The organism is Paenibacillus polymyxa M1 (genome assembly GCF_000237325.1).
GTDB classification, from domain to species: Bacteria; Bacillota; Bacilli; order Paenibacillales; family Paenibacillaceae; genus Paenibacillus; species Paenibacillus polymyxa_C.
Genome location: NC_017542.1, coordinates 2,820,913 through 2,836,896 on the forward strand (window position 1 = coordinate 2,820,913; position 15,984 = coordinate 2,836,896).

Below are 15,984 nucleotides of genomic sequence, written 5' to 3' on the forward strand. Positions count from 1 at the left end.
GAAGGACGGTAGTAATCAATAGAACTAGAAAAGGGGGATACTGCAATGTCAATTGAATTCAGTCGTTGGCCAAACAACTATATGATGTCATATCAAGTAACTAAAGCTCTAGGCATGGCAAGTCTTGGTGCTACTGATGTCACCGAAATTTATGAAGCATGCAAAAAAATAGATCCCAATGATAAGGAAACATGGCATAGGGAATGGCTCATAACAGCAGAGGCCTTGGAAAGACATGGCAAGGAGGCAGAAGCTTTTGGAAACTGGTATACAGCACGTAACTGCTACATTCGTGCTTGCAATTACCACCGAATCGCTGAATATGCTGTGATGGATAATGACACCGAGAAAATCCGTATATTTAGGAAGGTAAATGAACTCTTCGAAGCTGCCGGAAAGTACTTCGATGTCAAACCCGAGAAAATCCAAGTAGATTATGAGGATGTCAAGTTGGATGGGTACTTTTTCTCACCTTCTTGGATAAAAGGTCCGAAGCCCACAATTTTGGCTCTCAATGGTGGTGATGAGTGGTCAATTGAGAACTATTTCTGGTTAGGGCCTGCCTTTATTTCGTGTGGATATAACTTTATGGTCTATGACCAGCCTGGGACCGGTCTCTCAATGTACGAAAAGGGAAAGGGCAGACGAGCTGACAGCGAGGCTTTTCATTCAAGAGCAATCGACTTTCTTCTGACTAGACCGGAAGTGGATCCTAGCAAGATTATTGTCCATGGTGAGAGCTTTGCGGCATACGACTCCCTTAGATTTGCTTCCTTCGACCACAGGATTGCTGCCGTCATCTCTGACGGAGGCACCCACGCATTCGACTGGGAAGCAATGCTAAAATGGATGCCGCCGAGTTTGGCTGCTCACGGCATGAGAATCCTGGGTGCAAAAAGCTTGGATGACTTTGCGGAAAATCCTCGTTTTGCCTACAATCTCGAGGGCGTGCTTCACCAGATAGAATGCCCGCTTCTTGTGATGCACGGTGCGGAAGAGATATTAGTTCAGCCCAATCCACTAACGCAAGCTCTTAAAAATTACGAGCAGGCTGGTTCGAAAAACAAGACGTTCTTCGCCATAGAGGATAGAAGACTTGGCGGATTAGAACACTGCCAGGTAGACAACATCAACGTGCTGCATGAGGTAGTACTGAATTGGCTTTGTTCCGTTGGTCTTGGCCCTTCTGCACCTAGACCAAGTGATTGCTAGGACATTTTTAAGTTAATTAGAAGGTGGATCTTATGAAACTTACATTAGTTACAGGTGGAAATGTGTTTGTTAGAAAGCATGTAGCGAGATATTTATAATTTAAGAATCATGAAGTTTAATATAAGGGGGCTCGCTAACATTTTAACCGTTCTATACGCTTATATTAGCGGACATGCATTTTTGGCTGCAAATTATTTCTTTTAATTCATTAATGTGTGTCTCCATGATTTGATTCAATAAATCATATTTGTCCTGATAATGAAGATAAATCGTACCACGGTTTACGTTTGCTTGGTCTGCAATGTCTTGAATGGTAATGTTATCGAAGTTTTTTACAGCCGTTAGCTCTATAACAACAAGAAAGCAGCCGACCAATGTGATCAGCTGCTTTCTTTGTTTTGTTGCCCATGACGCCAGTCCGCTAGAAGGCTGCGGTTTCTATAAGTTAATTACACAGTATGGTTTGTTCTCGTTAATATGGTGCTCTAAAATGTAGGATTTTGTCGATAACTTTCGATGGCAGATTACGTAAGAATGAACCTCTGTTTTGAAATCCGGATAAATTCGGACATAGCTGCAGTTTCATAAGTATCTTTACGACGTATGAATAGAGTCGGGGTTTTATAGAATTCTTCCGAGATTTCTTGAGATCGCAAGTTATATTGAACCGTGGCTCTTTCAACCACCGAGCGAGGTAAAAGGGATACTCCGAGACCAGCATGAATACATCCAAGGATTCCTTCCAATGTTCCGAACTCCATGATCTTAGCAGGAATAATTCCTTGCAAATGTAACCAATCCTCGAGTTTTCGTCGGTATGAACACCCAACACGAAATACTAGTAAAGTCAGATTTTGCAATTGTTCAGGCTGATCTATTGAGGGGAATTGTCCTCCCGATATAAACGCAAGTTCCTCAACCCCTACCTCAGTAATATCGAGCTCAGCATGATCAACTGGCGCAGCTACGAAAGCTCCGTCCAACTCGTATTTCAACACTAAATGGATAAGTTCTTCCGTCGTTCCAGTTTTTAATGCCAAATCCACCTCTGGATAGGATTTATGGTAATCAGTGAGAATAGATGGTAGCCGAATCGCAGCTGTGGTTTCAGGCGATCCGATCCGAAGCGGGCCTCTTGGGATTGAGTTATCTGCCACGACTCGTTCTGCCTCTTGAGTAAGAAAGACAATTTTCTCAGCATAGGACTTGAGTGTCTCTCCGGATGTTGTGAGCCGAACCCCTTGCCGGCCACGACGAAATAACGCTGTTTTCAGTTTCTTTTCAAGCTGCTGGATACGGATGCTTATACTCGACTGAACATATTCCATTTTTTCGGCTGCTCTGGTAATGCTTCCTTCGTTCGCAACCGCCAGAAAAATCTGCAAGTCCCGGATGTCCACCGTCATTCCTCCATTTTATTATTGATAATTTTGATATTACAAATCGTATAAATTCATTTTACACGATATTTTTGAGGAGTTACAATTAGTTTAGTAAGCGGCAGGTCTTATGAAGAAAACAGGAGGTTATAGTATGAGGGCTTATCATTCATTAGAGATAGAAGGATTAAACGTATTTTATCGTGAGGCTGGTAATCCCAATAAGCCAGTCATTTTATTGCTTCATGGCTTTCCATCCGCAAGTCATATGTTTAGAGAGCTAATACCTATTTTAGAAAAAGACTACTATTTAATTGCTCCTGATTATCCGGGGTTCGGGAATACCTCATCACCTGACAGAGAAGATTTCCAGTATACATTTGACCATATTACTGAAATTATCGAAACTTTCATCGATAAACTAGGGCTTACTAAATATGCGTTATATGTCTTTGACTACGGAGCCCCTATTGGCTTTCGCATTGCCAAGCACCATCCAGAACGTGTAACAGCAATAATAAGCCAAAATGGCAACATTTATCGTGAAGGACTAGGAGGAAAATGGGCGGCACGAGAAGATTATTGGCGTTATCCTACACAAGAAAAAAGGGAAAGTTATAGGACAGCATTTGCGCCTAACACAATCAAGGGCCAATATGTTGATGGAACAAAGGAAAGTCAAGTTTCCCCAGATGGCTATACTCTTGATATAGCTTATATGTCCCGGCCGGGAAATGATGAGAAACAATTGGATTTAATTTTTGATTACCAAAATAATGTAAAAATGTACCCGGAGTTTCAACAGTATCTCCGTGAATATCAGCCGCCCTTGCTAGCAGTCTGGGGTGAAAATGATGTTTCCTTTATTCCGGCTGGTGCTGAGGCTTTTAAGAAAGATTTACCTAAAGCCGAGATTCATTTATTAGATACTGGGCACTTTGCATTGGAAACACATGCATATGAAATTGGAGAACTAATGTTGGATTTTTTAGGAAAACAATAGAATTTGAAGATTCAAAAGTTGGTAAATCCCGGATGGTTTCTACCGTCATTTCTTGTTATAGGAATTGATTTTTTTAATGTTAACCAGGATTTATGTTCATATTAATTGATGTATTGAGAGGTAAATTGAATTTAGAAGGGTGACAGGTCAGTCTCATGGAGAATTCAGGAGCTAAAAATGCGAAATTGTTTAATTCCACAAAGACCATGATCGGTGGTTTAGTTATGCTCATTATTGCAATGGGAATCGGACGTTTTTCATATACTTCCATACTTCCATTGATGCAATCACAAGCTCATCTATCCGCTACGGAATCCGGATATTTGGCAGGGAGTAATAACTTGGGTTACCTTATCGCTGCCTTTGGTGCAGGTTTCATAACCTGGGGATCCCGAAGAGCCTATCATCTTCGGATGCAATTGGTACTCTGCATCATTTTAACGGGACTTATGGGAATCACTTCATCATTTTTATGGTGGATGATTTTGCGCTTTCTTGCTGGAATTAGCAGCGGCCTTATTTTCGTTCTATCATCAAGTTTAGTGTTGGATGCGTTGTTTTCAGATAAGCGTGAAAAATGGGTAGGTATATTTTACGGAGGAGTTGGCGTTGGTATTGTTTTAGTTGGTTTACTTACGCCTTTTCTTAGCATTTTCACTTGGAGGGGGCCTTGGATCGGCCTTTTGATCATTAGTATCATCCTTATCGTACCCGTTTGGTCATTTATCCACGATAAAGAGCCGAAACCTATAACTCAAAATGCTGAATCCCTGAGTTCATCAGCGGAAAATCCATCTATTTTCGGCTGGCTACTTATTGCTTATGGACTTGAGGGGTTAGGTTATATAGTAAGCGCGACGTTTCTTGTAGCAATGGTTAAGCAAATGCCTCATATGTCAAGTTTTGCTGACTTTAGCTGGATTATCGTTGGGATAGCGGCGGTACCATCAACAGTGATCTGGTCCTGGTGGGCGAGTAAAGTCGGTTATATCAAACCATTGATTATTGCGCTTATCCTGCAGGCTGTTGGGGTCATACTGCCTGTATGTCTTCCCAATATATTCGGCGTAACGTTAGGATCTGTCCTTTTTGGAGGCACTTTTATGGGCATCTCCATGCTTGCTCTCGCCGAGGCTCGTATGTCTAGACCATCCAGTGGTAGTAGAGCAATTGCTTTGATGACAGGATTTTATGGCATAGGTCAAATACTCGGTCCAATCGGAGCCGGAATCGTGTTGGAAATGGCGCATAGCTACAACCTATCACTACTTCTTGCCGCTTTGGTGCTTGTTGTTGCTGCTATAATATTGCTATCCGGTGCAGTCATTTCAAGTCAAAAAGGAGCGGTAGGAAATTTAAACCATGCTCACATTCATCCTGGTCAAGAGCTTAGTTAGATCCTGGGCAGTTTGCTTTGGAATCAGATACAAATGGAATTGTGAATTGATTCCTTATTGGAGGAATAAAAAATGCAAATAGGTTTTTTTGATTCTGGTATTGGAGGCATTACTGTATTGCATGATACATTAAAAGTTTTACCTAATGAAGATTATATGTATTACGCAGATACATTAAATGTTCCATATGGGCACAAAACGAAAGATGAAGTTAAAAAGTATGTTTTAAATGCTATAGAATTTATTAGCCAGCAAAAAGTAAAAGCGATAGTGATTGCTTGTAATACTGCCACAAGCGCAGCAATCGAAGAAATAAGGGGAAAATACAGTATTCCAATCATTGGTATGGAGCCTGCCGTAAAACCAGCTGTTAAATCAAAAAAAAATATAGATAAACGAGTTTTAGTAACTGCTACTGCTTTGACTCTAAGGGAAGAAAGACTTCAAAATCTTATTACTAAATTAGATAACGAGCATGTTGTTGATTTATTACCTCTTCCGAAATTAGTTCAGTTTGCAGAAAGTTTTGAGTTTAACGAGCAAATAGTGCTGCCTTATCTTCAAGAACAATTATCTATATATGATTTAAGTAAGTATGAAACTATTGTTTTAGGATGTACTCACTTTTCTTACTATAAAGATATATTTAGAAAATTATTTTCATCGGATGTTAATATAATTGATGGAAATAATGGTACTGCAAAAAATCTAAAAAAAGTACTGGAAGAAATGAATTCTTTAGATGAAGGCAATGGCAATATTTCATTCTATTGTTCAGGGGTCAAAGTCGAGGATAAGGCTAAATTAAAAGAGTTTAATAAACTGTTCAAAAGATTGGATGCTATTAACGAATATAATTGAAAAGTCTGCCAGCCTTTCGGAGTAAACTTCTATCTGCCTGAGCAATCAGAAGATTCGGAAGAAGCAGTTTACCGGATCACAGATTATCTGAATAAATACCGCATCAAACTTAGAACTGCTCAAAATCCATCTCATATAAAGTTTTCAGAATCATTTGAAGAGCAGCTACTGGTACTGTTGGAGGAGCGTGTACCCTTAGTCCGATAATTTTCTTTTATTAGAATGGTTGATAATAAATAGGGAAAAATAATTTTTATTAAAGGGAGGAAGTTAAAATGCCATTACTTCGTTTTGATCTTATTAAAGGACGAGATAAAGCAAGCCTAAAAAAACTTTTGGATGTTGCCCACCAAGTTGTTGTGGAAGCTTTTGACGTTCCTGAGCGAGATCGTTACCAAATCGTTCACGAACACCCGGCGGACCATATGATTATTGAGGATACTGGGCTAGGATTTAACCGTACCGATAGTCTAGTTATTCTCTCCATAATAAGCAAAGCCCGGCCAAAAGAGAAGAAACAAAAGCTCTACTCCTTGCTGGCTGAAAGGTTAGAAGCTGAATGCGGCATCGCACCAACCGATTTAATGGTATCTATTGTTGAAAATAATGATGATGATTGGAGTTTTGGACTGGGGGAGGCACAATTTTTGACCGGTAAGTTAAGCTGATTCAATGCTAGTCGTTTCGATCTTAATCGGTAATATCTCTAATTCTAATCGCCCTTAAATTGGCCTGGTAGGCTAGTTGAAGGGCGATTTCCATGAGGTTTGGTATTGAGATGGTAAAATAGGCTTATGGATGGTCCAAAATTACAATTACATCCAATCATTCTGATGTGAAACAACCCAATTCATAGTAAGTATTATTGTTGAAATCAAAGCTTTTAATCACGTCAAGACCAAGCTTTTTGGTATGGGCAGCGTAAGATCTATGATTGATGTGGTTTATAAAAGTTATCAATATCGGATATTTTTTACTCATTTGCATTCTGGAAAAATCAAAAACCTTTCGGAGTACTACCGTCCCCCTGTAATCCGTATCAATGCAAATTGGCCCATACTGATAAGTGTTTTCAGTAGAAAGCGTAATCCCCTTATATTCTGTATCTTTCAAATCGTCAATCATAAATTGAAAAAGAGGCCACTTAGCCCAATACTTCCATGAGGCAGCCATCACATAAGCAATAATCTTCTGGCCATGACATGCAATTGTAATTCCATTTTCTTTTTCAATTAATTCCTTAAATTGTTCTTCTGTAAATAAGGTTGTTACGAAGCCATCGGGTTTGTCTTTTTCACTAATGGTTGTAATGTGATATTTTTTTTGTAATTCCACTATAGCAGATATATCATCAACAGTAGCGTTTCTATAAATCATTGTTATCCTCCTATATGAAATGAGCTTAAAAAAACTTTACTTCAGCATTCGACATATTGCAACCTATAGGTTTTTGCGAGAGGAAGGCTACACTATGATCAGGAGAGCGTTAACAGGGGGAGAGCGACTGGAATTTCTATTATCCTACCTGTCTTACAAGGGAACATTGGAAAAGTTTTTTAAGAATTTTCCCAAGAGGGAGAGGATTTTCAGATCGACCCACTGCAGATTAGTGTAGCCCCTGACGAATAAGCAAATGGAGTTAGAATTGATACAGGGCTTGGGATTGATAGTATCAAAAGAATAACAGAGCAGTTGACATCTTTACCTCTAAAAGTTATTACGACACATGTCCACAATGACCACATAGGTAACCATGGCGAATTTGAACGGATCTTTGTCCATAAAGGAGATGAAGACTGGCTAATTAACGGGATTCAAGGCTTAACAATAGAGCAAATCAGGAAGAATATTAGAAGAGATATAACCTTGCCTACTCCAGAAAGGTTTAATCCGGATACATACCAACCCTTTAAAGGAAAGCCGACAGGTTTGTTGAAGGATGGTGATATATTCGATCTAGGGGACAGAAGATTAATTATATATCACACTCCAGGACATTCTCCTGGTCATATTTCAGTTTTCGATGAAACAAAAGGGTATTTATTTACTGGCGATCTGCTCTATGATGAAGCGCCAATATATGCCTTTTATCCTTCAACGAACCCTGTTGATTTAGTGAATTCATTAGAAAAGATTGCAAGAATACCCAACGTCAAAATGGTATACGGTTCTCACAATACATTAGGACTTAATCCAATAATTTTAGTTGAAGTAAAAATTGCAGTTAAATTTCTGAGGGAACATGATCTCGTCAAATTTGGAACTGGGATTCATAAATTCAACGGATTTAGTGTTCAGTTCTAATAATCTTGTCAAACTAACGGGAAACGTTAGCTCAATAAAATAGCGACAGTCTAGGACTTTATTTCGTGTTATTAGATCAATCAGAGATTTCTGGTTGGCCTTTTTTCTTAGGCATCATATGATGGCGGTAGCCGAGAGAACGTTGACTTTATTGGGGCGGGCCCGTCGTGAAAACAGTTCTCTCACTGCCCTCAATGACCATGTTTGAGCTGGTTGAGACAGGGATCTCGTATCACAAGCGAAGCTATGGGGGAACCATCGTGGGAGTGGCCGCAACTTTAATATTAGGGAGTGTGTTATGGAGCCGGTTGTAGGATTAGATGTGGATTAGTTTCCTATTTTAATACGCGAGGAGTGCAAGCATTTTATAATCAATCCACTTCAAACTAAACGTGCGAGAAACATGCAACTGCGAAAAGTAAAAACCGACACTGCAGATGTCAAAAGATTGAATTTATCAATAAATAGGCAAAATGAATAAAGTCCCTGGACTCTTAATGCGATGTGCATGCGGATCGGGGACTTATCATGTGAAATACTCAATATAAGCGGTTTGCTTAATTTCTGAAAAAACACTTAAAAACACTTAACAAAAAGCGTTAAATTGCTTATGATGAATATAGGGAAAGGGGGAGGGATTATATTCACCAAGAGGAACGACTTTTGAAAATTTTGGAGTATCTCCAAAGCCGTAACCAATTATCAAATTCGGAAATTTGCGATTTATTGAACATCTCGAGAGATACGGCAAGAAGGGATATTGTTAAGCTTGTTCATGAAGGGGGGGTTATCAGAACCCATGGAGGTATTGCCTTACCCTTATTAAAAGAAGAAATAAGAGCCTACAAGGAACGTGTAACCTCAGCAACAAAGCAAAAGATGCTTATTGCAAAAGCAGCTTCTGAGCATATCGCTGACGGAGATGTATGCTTCATGGATGTATCGACTACCATTCAACTGCTCTGTGGGCAATTGGACAAGAATCTGACGGTTTACACACACTCGTTGGATAATGCAGAAGCTTTATCAGCAAAAAGTGAAATTAACATAAATTTGCTCGGGGGCAAATTTAATCATGAAAACCGTTTTTTTTATGACTACGACACGGCTATGCAGTTGAACGATGTTTTTTTTGACAAAGCTTTTTTAGGAGCTGCCGCCATTATGGAAGACGGAGTGTATTTTGCGAACCGTGATGATGCTTTAGTTAAAAAGCTGGTATCGAGGCGTGCCAGAGAAGTATTTTTACTTGCCGATTTCAAAAAATTTAATTTAACAAGCCCGTTTAAAGGTCTGAATTTTTCCGAAATTGATATTCTAATTACAAATCAGGATGCCCCGAAGCATTCATTGCTGATGTTGCAGGATAGCGGAGTAGAAGTTATCAAGGTGCTTGAGGAAGAAAAGTGATAAAAAATCGCAAGGGAGCATGGGCCATGATACAAGCAATCTTTAGCGATATTGACGGGACGTTGTTAAATTCAAAACATCAAATTACATTCGACACCAAAAATACAATCCAAAAGGTTGTGGGAGGAAATATCCCTTTTGTACTCGTTTCAGCGAGAATGCCAAGCGGCATTTTTCCTCTTCAGCAAGAGCTCAATATTAACGCTCCCGTCATTTGTTATAGCGGTGGTCTAATATTGGGCTGTAATAGGGAAATCCTCCATAGCATCTGTTTATCGAAAAAGAGCATTAAACAAATATACGATATTGTATCGGATCATTATCCTTCTATTAGTTTTAACTTATATGGCTATGACCAGTGGATCGTTGATAACACTCAAAATCCTTGGGTAATTCAGGAAGCGGGAATTATTAATGGCTCTCCCATACAGAGGGTGCTTTCCTCATATATAGAAGAAGATCATGATACTCACAAAATTTTATGCATGGGACCTCCCGAAGACGTTGAGCGGCTTGTACAACAAATCAAAAATGAAGTTACTGGTATCAGTGTCTATAAATCCAAGGGAACCTATCTGGAAATTATGGATGAGATGGTGTCCAAATCGTATGCCATTCAGGAACTCGAGGGGATATTTAATATTACTCATCGTGAATCGATGGCCATTGGAGACAACTATAATGACATGGATATGATTTTGTACGCAGGCCTAGGAATTGCAATGGGGAATGCGCCAGAGGAAGTTAAGAAAATTGCCGACTGGGTCACATCGAGTAATGATGAAGACGGTTTGAAAATAGGCTTGGAGAAATACATTTTGTCCGTTTGGAATGATCCAGTGACATTGGATATACAAACACCAAAAAACTGTAGGCATTAGAAATAGAACAGAGGGGGACACATAACCCTGAGGATACTGAGTTTGTATCTTCTCGGTCTGCGAGTGACGAGAACGGTAGAAAAAGAAAAGCAGAGTGAGACGACAAAAAGAGATCAACGTGTTTCGACCGTTGATCTCTTTTTGTTGTGCTCACTCAGCACGACAGATTACAAAAGAGATGAGGAAAGTTAGGTTGGGAGTTTGGTCGTCTGGATTTGTAGTGAAGAGCTTATTTACCTGTAATGCAGAAGAGCAGAAGGGATTAGCGATGCACGTGGCATCAAAAGTCAAGTTTATTAAACTAAAGGGCAGGATAGTCAATTTTTTCACAAATACTTTACATTTGAAAGAAATTTGCGAAATTCGTAGATAAGAGGTCATGAGAAAGTGATGTAAGCTTTTGGATGCTAGGTGAACAAGGAGAGCCTGCTTACCTTATGACGGATTTTCTTATAATGGACTGGTTAAAACCCATGAAAACGTGGATTCTTTCATAGGACTTTAGCAGTTAGATACCATTCATAGATATAGTGAATAAGTGGATAGTGTATAATGAAGAAAATAGGAACGGAGGACAAATCGGTGAAGATACAACTATTGGTACTAATCATTTCTATTGGTGGAGTAGTATTAGCGACATTCATTTCTGTGTTTGCTGTGCTTCGATTGAAAAAGAGTCATCAAACGGCGAGTGACGAACAGAAGAATAGTAGAAAAGTAAACTTAGCCATACCGTCTAAAACATTTGAAGTTGAACTCCATCAATCACTCTTTCAGGACTGGGGAAGTGGTGTGAAGGAATCATCGTTTCAAGACGATAAATCTAGTGTTTATCTAGAAGTTTATAATCATGGAAATATCCCAGCAGAAAATGTCATGGTTGAGATTGCGGTTGATTTTGATGAATTAAATGATTTTATGAAAGATCATACAGCTTTCAATGATGAAGATAATCATTCATTTTATCTTTCTGAGGAAGAAGAAAAAGTCGTTATTTCATTTAACAAAGTAGAAAATATCAAACATGAAATCAGTTTTCATCTTGAGGAATTGGGAACGATTCATCCTGTTGGCGCAGAAAAACACGGTATAAAAATACATCTTCCTAGATGGTACATATACTTATTGAACATAAAGGCATTTAATGAAAACTTGGATTTATTCAGTTTGAATATCATATTGGTGTACAAAGATCCGAATAATGAAAGTAAATTATGTACAGAAGAGTTTTTGATTGAACCTGAGATACATATGGCGAAGAGGGAAGAAGAGCATTCTAATAATAAGGTGAAGTATAGAATTAAGGGTGAGTTAATAATAGAATAACTGTTTGGCACGGTTTATACGGCTTCCAGTAGGTAGTCGTTCTTTTTTTTGTTTCAAAAGATACTTAACAATATGGCCAGCTACAAGGCAATTAAAATGAACAAATGGACTTCAAGGATCAATGTGAAATCGGTGAACCTATTTAGGTAACTTTGCGTCATTAATGTAGGAACATTTTTGTCATTGGATAAAAATGGGGAGAATATGGACTAAGTAATTGTAGTGACACAAATCTCCCCTAAGTCTAGCCTCAGGGATAAATACAGTGAGATTGATGAATTTTACCTGATTTATATCATGAAGAATCCACGTTGCTATGCGGGTTTTCTAAGACATCTTCACAAAACCCGTATTTCTTTTAGTTTGATTAAATTATTATTTAGTCTTTATTTAATAAGGGTTTTATATATTGTGTCACAATATATATATATTTGATTGTAAGTATAGGTTTAAGCCATAGACACATCGGCAGAGGAATAGCCACAGAAGCAACAGCGAAAGCGATAGCTCCTATCCATTATGAAAAGAAACATGAATTCATTCATGCTTTTTGCAATCCTGCTTCTAATGTCATTTGTCGCAAGCTTGGCTTCTTCTTATTGGTGAATGTGATTTTGAATACCCTGTTGGTACTACCATACGATGTAATGACTGGAGGCTGAGGGTCGGGGACGGCTTATCTTAGTTGTGTAAAATAGATATTAATTGTAATTTGCAAGAAATATGTCGTACCGTTCGGCACAATAGCATGCAGCGCTTCCATGAGCTTGAGTGAGGAAACTAAATCATTTCCAGGGAGCTTAATGATTAAGTGGATCAATTCGAAAGATCCCAGGAAATAAAGAAATGATCTCGCCAAATTTGGAACTGGGATTCATAAATTCAACGGATTAGCATTCAGTTCTAATAATCTTGTCCAACTCACGGGAAACGTTAGTTCAATAAAATAGCGACAGTCGGTAAGAAGTTCTCTTGTTTTCAACTATCCATTCCCCTTTATATATTAATACCAATTACAAAAAAGTCTCAAAAACAAATGTTTTTGAGACTGGGTTAAAAACCAAGTATTCTTGTTTACTGACTGGTATCCTATGCTACATATTCATTTTTTCCTGCGCCTATACCCGTGATAAAGATAATAACAGAAGTTAAAACTAACATCAGTAAGGAAGTATTCCAATTATGTGTCACATCATGCAACCATCCAAATAAGACAGGGCCGATAGCAGACAAAAGATAACCTAATGATTGAGCCATACCGGATAATTCTGCTGCCTCATTCGTATCTTGAGTACGTAAACTAAAAAACATCATAGCTAAACTAAAGGCAAATCCCACTCCAATTCCAACCATAATTATCCATATTGGAATAAGGATCGTGCTTCCGTGTAAGATACCGAATACCCCTCCAATAAGCAAGACGACTGAAACCAGTACTAATGAATGCTGCTTCTTTAAACGTCCAGCTAAAATAGAGACAATAAACGTAGTAGGAAGCATAGCAAATTGCATTAAAGACAACATCCAGCCAGCTTCATGAGTGTTCAGCCCTTTTTGTTCAAGAATTTCAGGAAGCCACGTTATCATGGTATAAAAGATTAAGGATTGAAAACCCATAAATAACGTGACATTCCATGCTAGTTTAGAATGCCATAAGTTTATAGATTTAACTTTCTTTTTAGTTTGTACAAATCTAATAGATTTATGTTGATTTTGTATTAGTGGTAACCAAAAGAAAAGTGTAAGAAGAGATAAGATTCCCCAGCATCCGAGACCTCCTGACCATCCTAACCCTGATAATGAGGAGATGGAGATACTTATACCGGATCCAATAGCTCCACATAAATTCATAGAGACTATATAAATCCCTGTTATCATTCCTACATTTTGTGCAAAGTTATGTTTAATGAGACTGGGGAGTAATACATTACCAATGGCAATACATGAACCAATTAAGATTGTTCCTATAAATAAGGTTATTACACCACCAAAAGAACGTATTCCAAATCCAATGGTTAATAAGATTAAAGAAATAAATAGGATAAACTCCGTACTAAAACGTTGAGCTAACTTAGGGGCAAAAGGGGATAAGAATGCAAAAGTAAGTAAAGGTACTGTAGTTATTGTCCCTGCTAGTATATTAGATATGCCTAAACTGTCACGTATAGAATTTATTAGTGGACCCACTGATGTTAGTGGGGCTCTGAGATTGGCTCCCATTAGGATGATACCTATAATAAGTAATCCTATTCTAGGCTTTAGATCCGGTTTCGGTTGTCCTAGTTGATTGGTTTTTTGTGAAATACCCATGATCGCTATAGATCCTCCGTATTTAATACTAAAGGCTTTTCTAAATTAGGTAATCAATTCATTTATTGTTTGGATTGCCACACTTCCATATTGTTCCACAATAGTAACCGTAAAGCAGAGAACATAATAAAATGTTGTTTTCTACTTGACGGTTACTTTTAAACATTTTAATTAAATTAAGCGAATTTTTGGACTTCTCCCGTTAGTTAATAGGAGAACGACATGCCCCTACTTTTATACCTAAAGAATTATAGTGATTTTTTATGTTTATGATGGCTTGACCACTTGTAACTTTATTAATTAATTGTTTTATCTTCCAAAGGTCTACTGGTTTATTCATTAATAAGTCATTAAAAATTTGTTTGATTTCTTGTGGGTAAACATTTCCTACCATACTAGAAAGTCCATTACATCCATTCATTATCTTTTCTATAAGATTTACATCTCCACCAGCAAACATGATGAAATCATCTGGTAAGTCAGTATTATGGTGACGTTTGGCATCACTCTCTTCTTTAAGTCCTACAAGGTTAGAGTACTTCTGGTTAATAACAGTCTTTAATGATTCAGCACTTAGCTCAAATCCTGTTCGGAAAGGATTATTATAAAGGACAACGTTTTTGGTGGTATGTTGTAGCAGCTCATTGATATAAGAAATAGCTTGTTGTTGTGTCGGCTGAATGTAAGGTGGAAACTGAATTAGAATAGAATCAAAAACAGATTCCTCAAGCTTTTTAACCAGTTTTATTGCATTTCTTGTTGTTGTAGCTGATACGCCAAACATCAGTTCAACATTTACAAATTTTTGTTGATTAAAATAATCAATAATATGGATACGCTCTTCAATGCTCATTGAATTTTGTTCGCCTGTCGTAGCAGACACAAGTAGTGAATCTATCCCGTTATCTGTTAAATGTTTAACAATAGGATTGAATCCTTCTAAATATAAGCTCTCATCATCACGAAAGGGAGTTGGAATAGCAACATTAAAATTTTTCATCAGTTATATCCTCCAGTGTATATACATTACAAGAACTAATTTGTACATAAGGCCAAATACTAAATCCTTTCAGATAATTTTTAAAAGGTATATTTGAATGACTAAATTGTTCTATGTTCATGTTGTTTAAAGTTTGGTTACATTCTTACAGGCCAAAAGTATTAACTAATCTTTTCTAGTTATTCTTTGTTTGTGTATCTGGTTTGACTATGTGACGAGGTGTACTACCCACCGGTTTCTCTAAAAACCAAGTGCCCATTGAAGTAAGAACCGGTACATTTTGAAACGTGTAAATAATAGCATCCTGTTTGTTAAGTGTTGCAATGCTCATGAGCAGAGCAAGGAGGAGCTAAGAATAGGTCACCTTTTTTCAATTCAATCTTTTCTCCATCCACGATACTATAACCCTCGCCCTGAAATACTAGATTGAGAGCTACATTAGTATGACAATGAGCTTTATTATGCCCACCAGGTTTAAAAATTTGGACGACTACTTTCATAGTTGATGAAGTTCCATGCGTATCCCCTGTATGATTATGAATGAGTGACAATGTTCCACGGCCACTTTAAAGAAAGCCTTCCGATACAGATTAATTGAGTAATGGATAAATGTCTTTCCATTTCCATGAACATGCTCGAACGGCAGGCTTCCTACTCTTTATTAAAAACTCACTGTAGTAGATAATCTCTGTTTTTTGACTACCCATCTTATCACCCCCACAAAATTTTTACACAGTTTAAAGAATTTATACTTTTAGGATTAAAGACTTTACTTTGATCTCTGTGCAACTAATAGTCTAAGACAGTTCAATCAATAGTACAATTCAATTATTTATATAATAACCATAGGTTTAACCTATGGTATAATGTGTAATATCTAAGATTGTTTATAGTATTCCTA

The 15,984-nt window shown here is 37.8% G+C and carries 13 protein-coding genes and 2 pseudogenes; 9 read left to right on the top strand and 6 right to left on the bottom strand.

Going from position 1 to position 15,984, the window contains the following annotated elements:
- Nucleotides 1–45 precede the first annotated feature (45 nt).
- A complete protein-coding gene (locus PPM_RS12470) occupies nt 46–1,212 on the top strand; it encodes an alpha/beta hydrolase family protein (RefSeq protein ID WP_013371230.1) in 1,167 nt (388 codons plus the stop codon).
- Between the two features lie 192 nt (nt 1,213–1,404).
- Here the strand turns inward: PPM_RS12470 and PPM_RS12475 are convergent.
- Together PPM_RS12475 and PPM_RS12480 are read right to left on the bottom strand one after the other, a co-directional pair.
- Nucleotides 1,405–1,596, bottom strand: a pseudogene (locus PPM_RS12475) (TetR/AcrR family transcriptional regulator); the annotation flags it as partial.
- Between the two features lie 140 nt (nt 1,597–1,736).
- A complete protein-coding gene (locus PPM_RS12480; protein WP_013371232.1) occupies nt 1,737–2,612 on the bottom strand; it encodes a LysR family transcriptional regulator in 876 nt (291 codons plus the stop codon).
- Nucleotides 2,613–2,745: 133 nt separating this feature from the next.
- On the opposite strand from PPM_RS12480, the gene PPM_RS12485 reads away from it, so the two are divergent.
- From PPM_RS12485 to PPM_RS12500, 4 genes are all read left to right on the top strand, one after another.
- Nucleotides 2,746–3,594 carry an alpha/beta fold hydrolase gene (locus tag PPM_RS12485; protein WP_013371233.1) on the top strand — a complete coding sequence of 283 codons (849 nt, stop codon included), beginning with the start codon at nt 2,746–2,748 and terminating at the stop codon, nt 3,592–3,594.
- Nucleotides 3,595–3,749: 155 nt separating this feature from the next.
- Nucleotides 3,750–4,991 carry a YbfB/YjiJ family MFS transporter gene (locus PPM_RS12490; protein ID WP_013371234.1) on the top strand — a complete coding sequence of 414 codons (1,242 nt, stop codon included), beginning with the start codon at nt 3,750–3,752 and terminating at the stop codon, nt 4,989–4,991.
- A 72-nt stretch (nt 4,992–5,063) separates the two neighbouring features.
- Entirely contained in the window at nt 5,064–5,852 is a 789-nt protein-coding gene (murI, locus tag PPM_RS12495; protein ID WP_013371235.1) for a glutamate racemase, read from the top strand.
- A gap of 275 nt (nt 5,853–6,127) precedes the next feature.
- Complete coding sequence (locus tag PPM_RS12500; RefSeq protein WP_013371236.1) at nt 6,128–6,520, top strand: tautomerase family protein; 393 nt, start codon at nt 6,128–6,130, stop codon at nt 6,518–6,520.
- Nucleotides 6,521–6,677: 157 nt separating this feature from the next.
- On the opposite strand, the gene PPM_RS12505 is transcribed toward PPM_RS12500, so the two are convergent.
- Nucleotides 6,678–7,229, bottom strand: a complete 552-nt coding sequence (locus PPM_RS12505) for a GNAT family acetyltransferase (RefSeq protein ID WP_014599766.1) — start codon at nt 7,227–7,229, stop codon at nt 6,678–6,680.
- A 267-nt stretch (nt 7,230–7,496) separates the two neighbouring features.
- Between PPM_RS12505 and PPM_RS12510 the strand changes: the two are divergent.
- The 4 genes and pseudogenes from PPM_RS12510 to PPM_RS12525 form a co-directional block, all read left to right on the top strand.
- A pseudogene (locus PPM_RS12510) lies at nt 7,497–8,156 on the top strand (MBL fold metallo-hydrolase); the annotation flags it as partial.
- A 663-nt stretch (nt 8,157–8,819) separates the two neighbouring features.
- Nucleotides 8,820–9,566 (top strand): DeoR/GlpR family DNA-binding transcription regulator, encoded by a 747-nt coding sequence (locus tag PPM_RS12515; protein WP_013371240.1) that lies wholly within the window; start codon nt 8,820–8,822, stop codon nt 9,564–9,566.
- Nucleotides 9,567–9,592: 26 nt separating this feature from the next.
- Nucleotides 9,593–10,447 carry a Cof-type HAD-IIB family hydrolase gene (locus tag PPM_RS12520; RefSeq protein WP_013371241.1) on the top strand — a complete coding sequence of 285 codons (855 nt, stop codon included), beginning with the start codon at nt 9,593–9,595 and terminating at the stop codon, nt 10,445–10,447.
- 582 nt (nt 10,448–11,029) lie between these two features.
- Complete coding sequence (locus tag PPM_RS12525) at nt 11,030–11,773, top strand: hypothetical protein (protein WP_014599767.1); 744 nt, start codon at nt 11,030–11,032, stop codon at nt 11,771–11,773.
- A gap of 1,089 nt (nt 11,774–12,862) precedes the next feature.
- On the opposite strand, the gene PPM_RS12530 is transcribed toward PPM_RS12525, so the two are convergent.
- The 3 genes from PPM_RS12530 to PPM_RS30045 all read right to left on the bottom strand — a co-directional run bounded on the left by PPM_RS12530 (nt 12,863) and on the right by PPM_RS30045 (nt 15,583).
- On the bottom strand, nt 12,863–14,083 hold the full coding sequence (locus PPM_RS12530) for a CynX/NimT family MFS transporter (protein WP_013371245.1): 1,221 nt from the start codon (nt 14,081–14,083) through the stop codon (nt 12,863–12,865).
- 202 nt (nt 14,084–14,285) lie between these two features.
- On the bottom strand, nt 14,286–15,083 hold the full coding sequence (locus PPM_RS12535) for a dihydrodipicolinate synthase family protein (RefSeq protein ID WP_013371246.1): 798 nt from the start codon (nt 15,081–15,083) through the stop codon (nt 14,286–14,288).
- A gap of 311 nt (nt 15,084–15,394) precedes the next feature.
- Nucleotides 15,395–15,583 (bottom strand): cupin domain-containing protein, encoded by a 189-nt coding sequence (locus PPM_RS30045; protein WP_025679522.1) that lies wholly within the window; start codon nt 15,581–15,583, stop codon nt 15,395–15,397.
- Between the last annotated feature and the right edge of the window lie 401 nt (nt 15,584–15,984).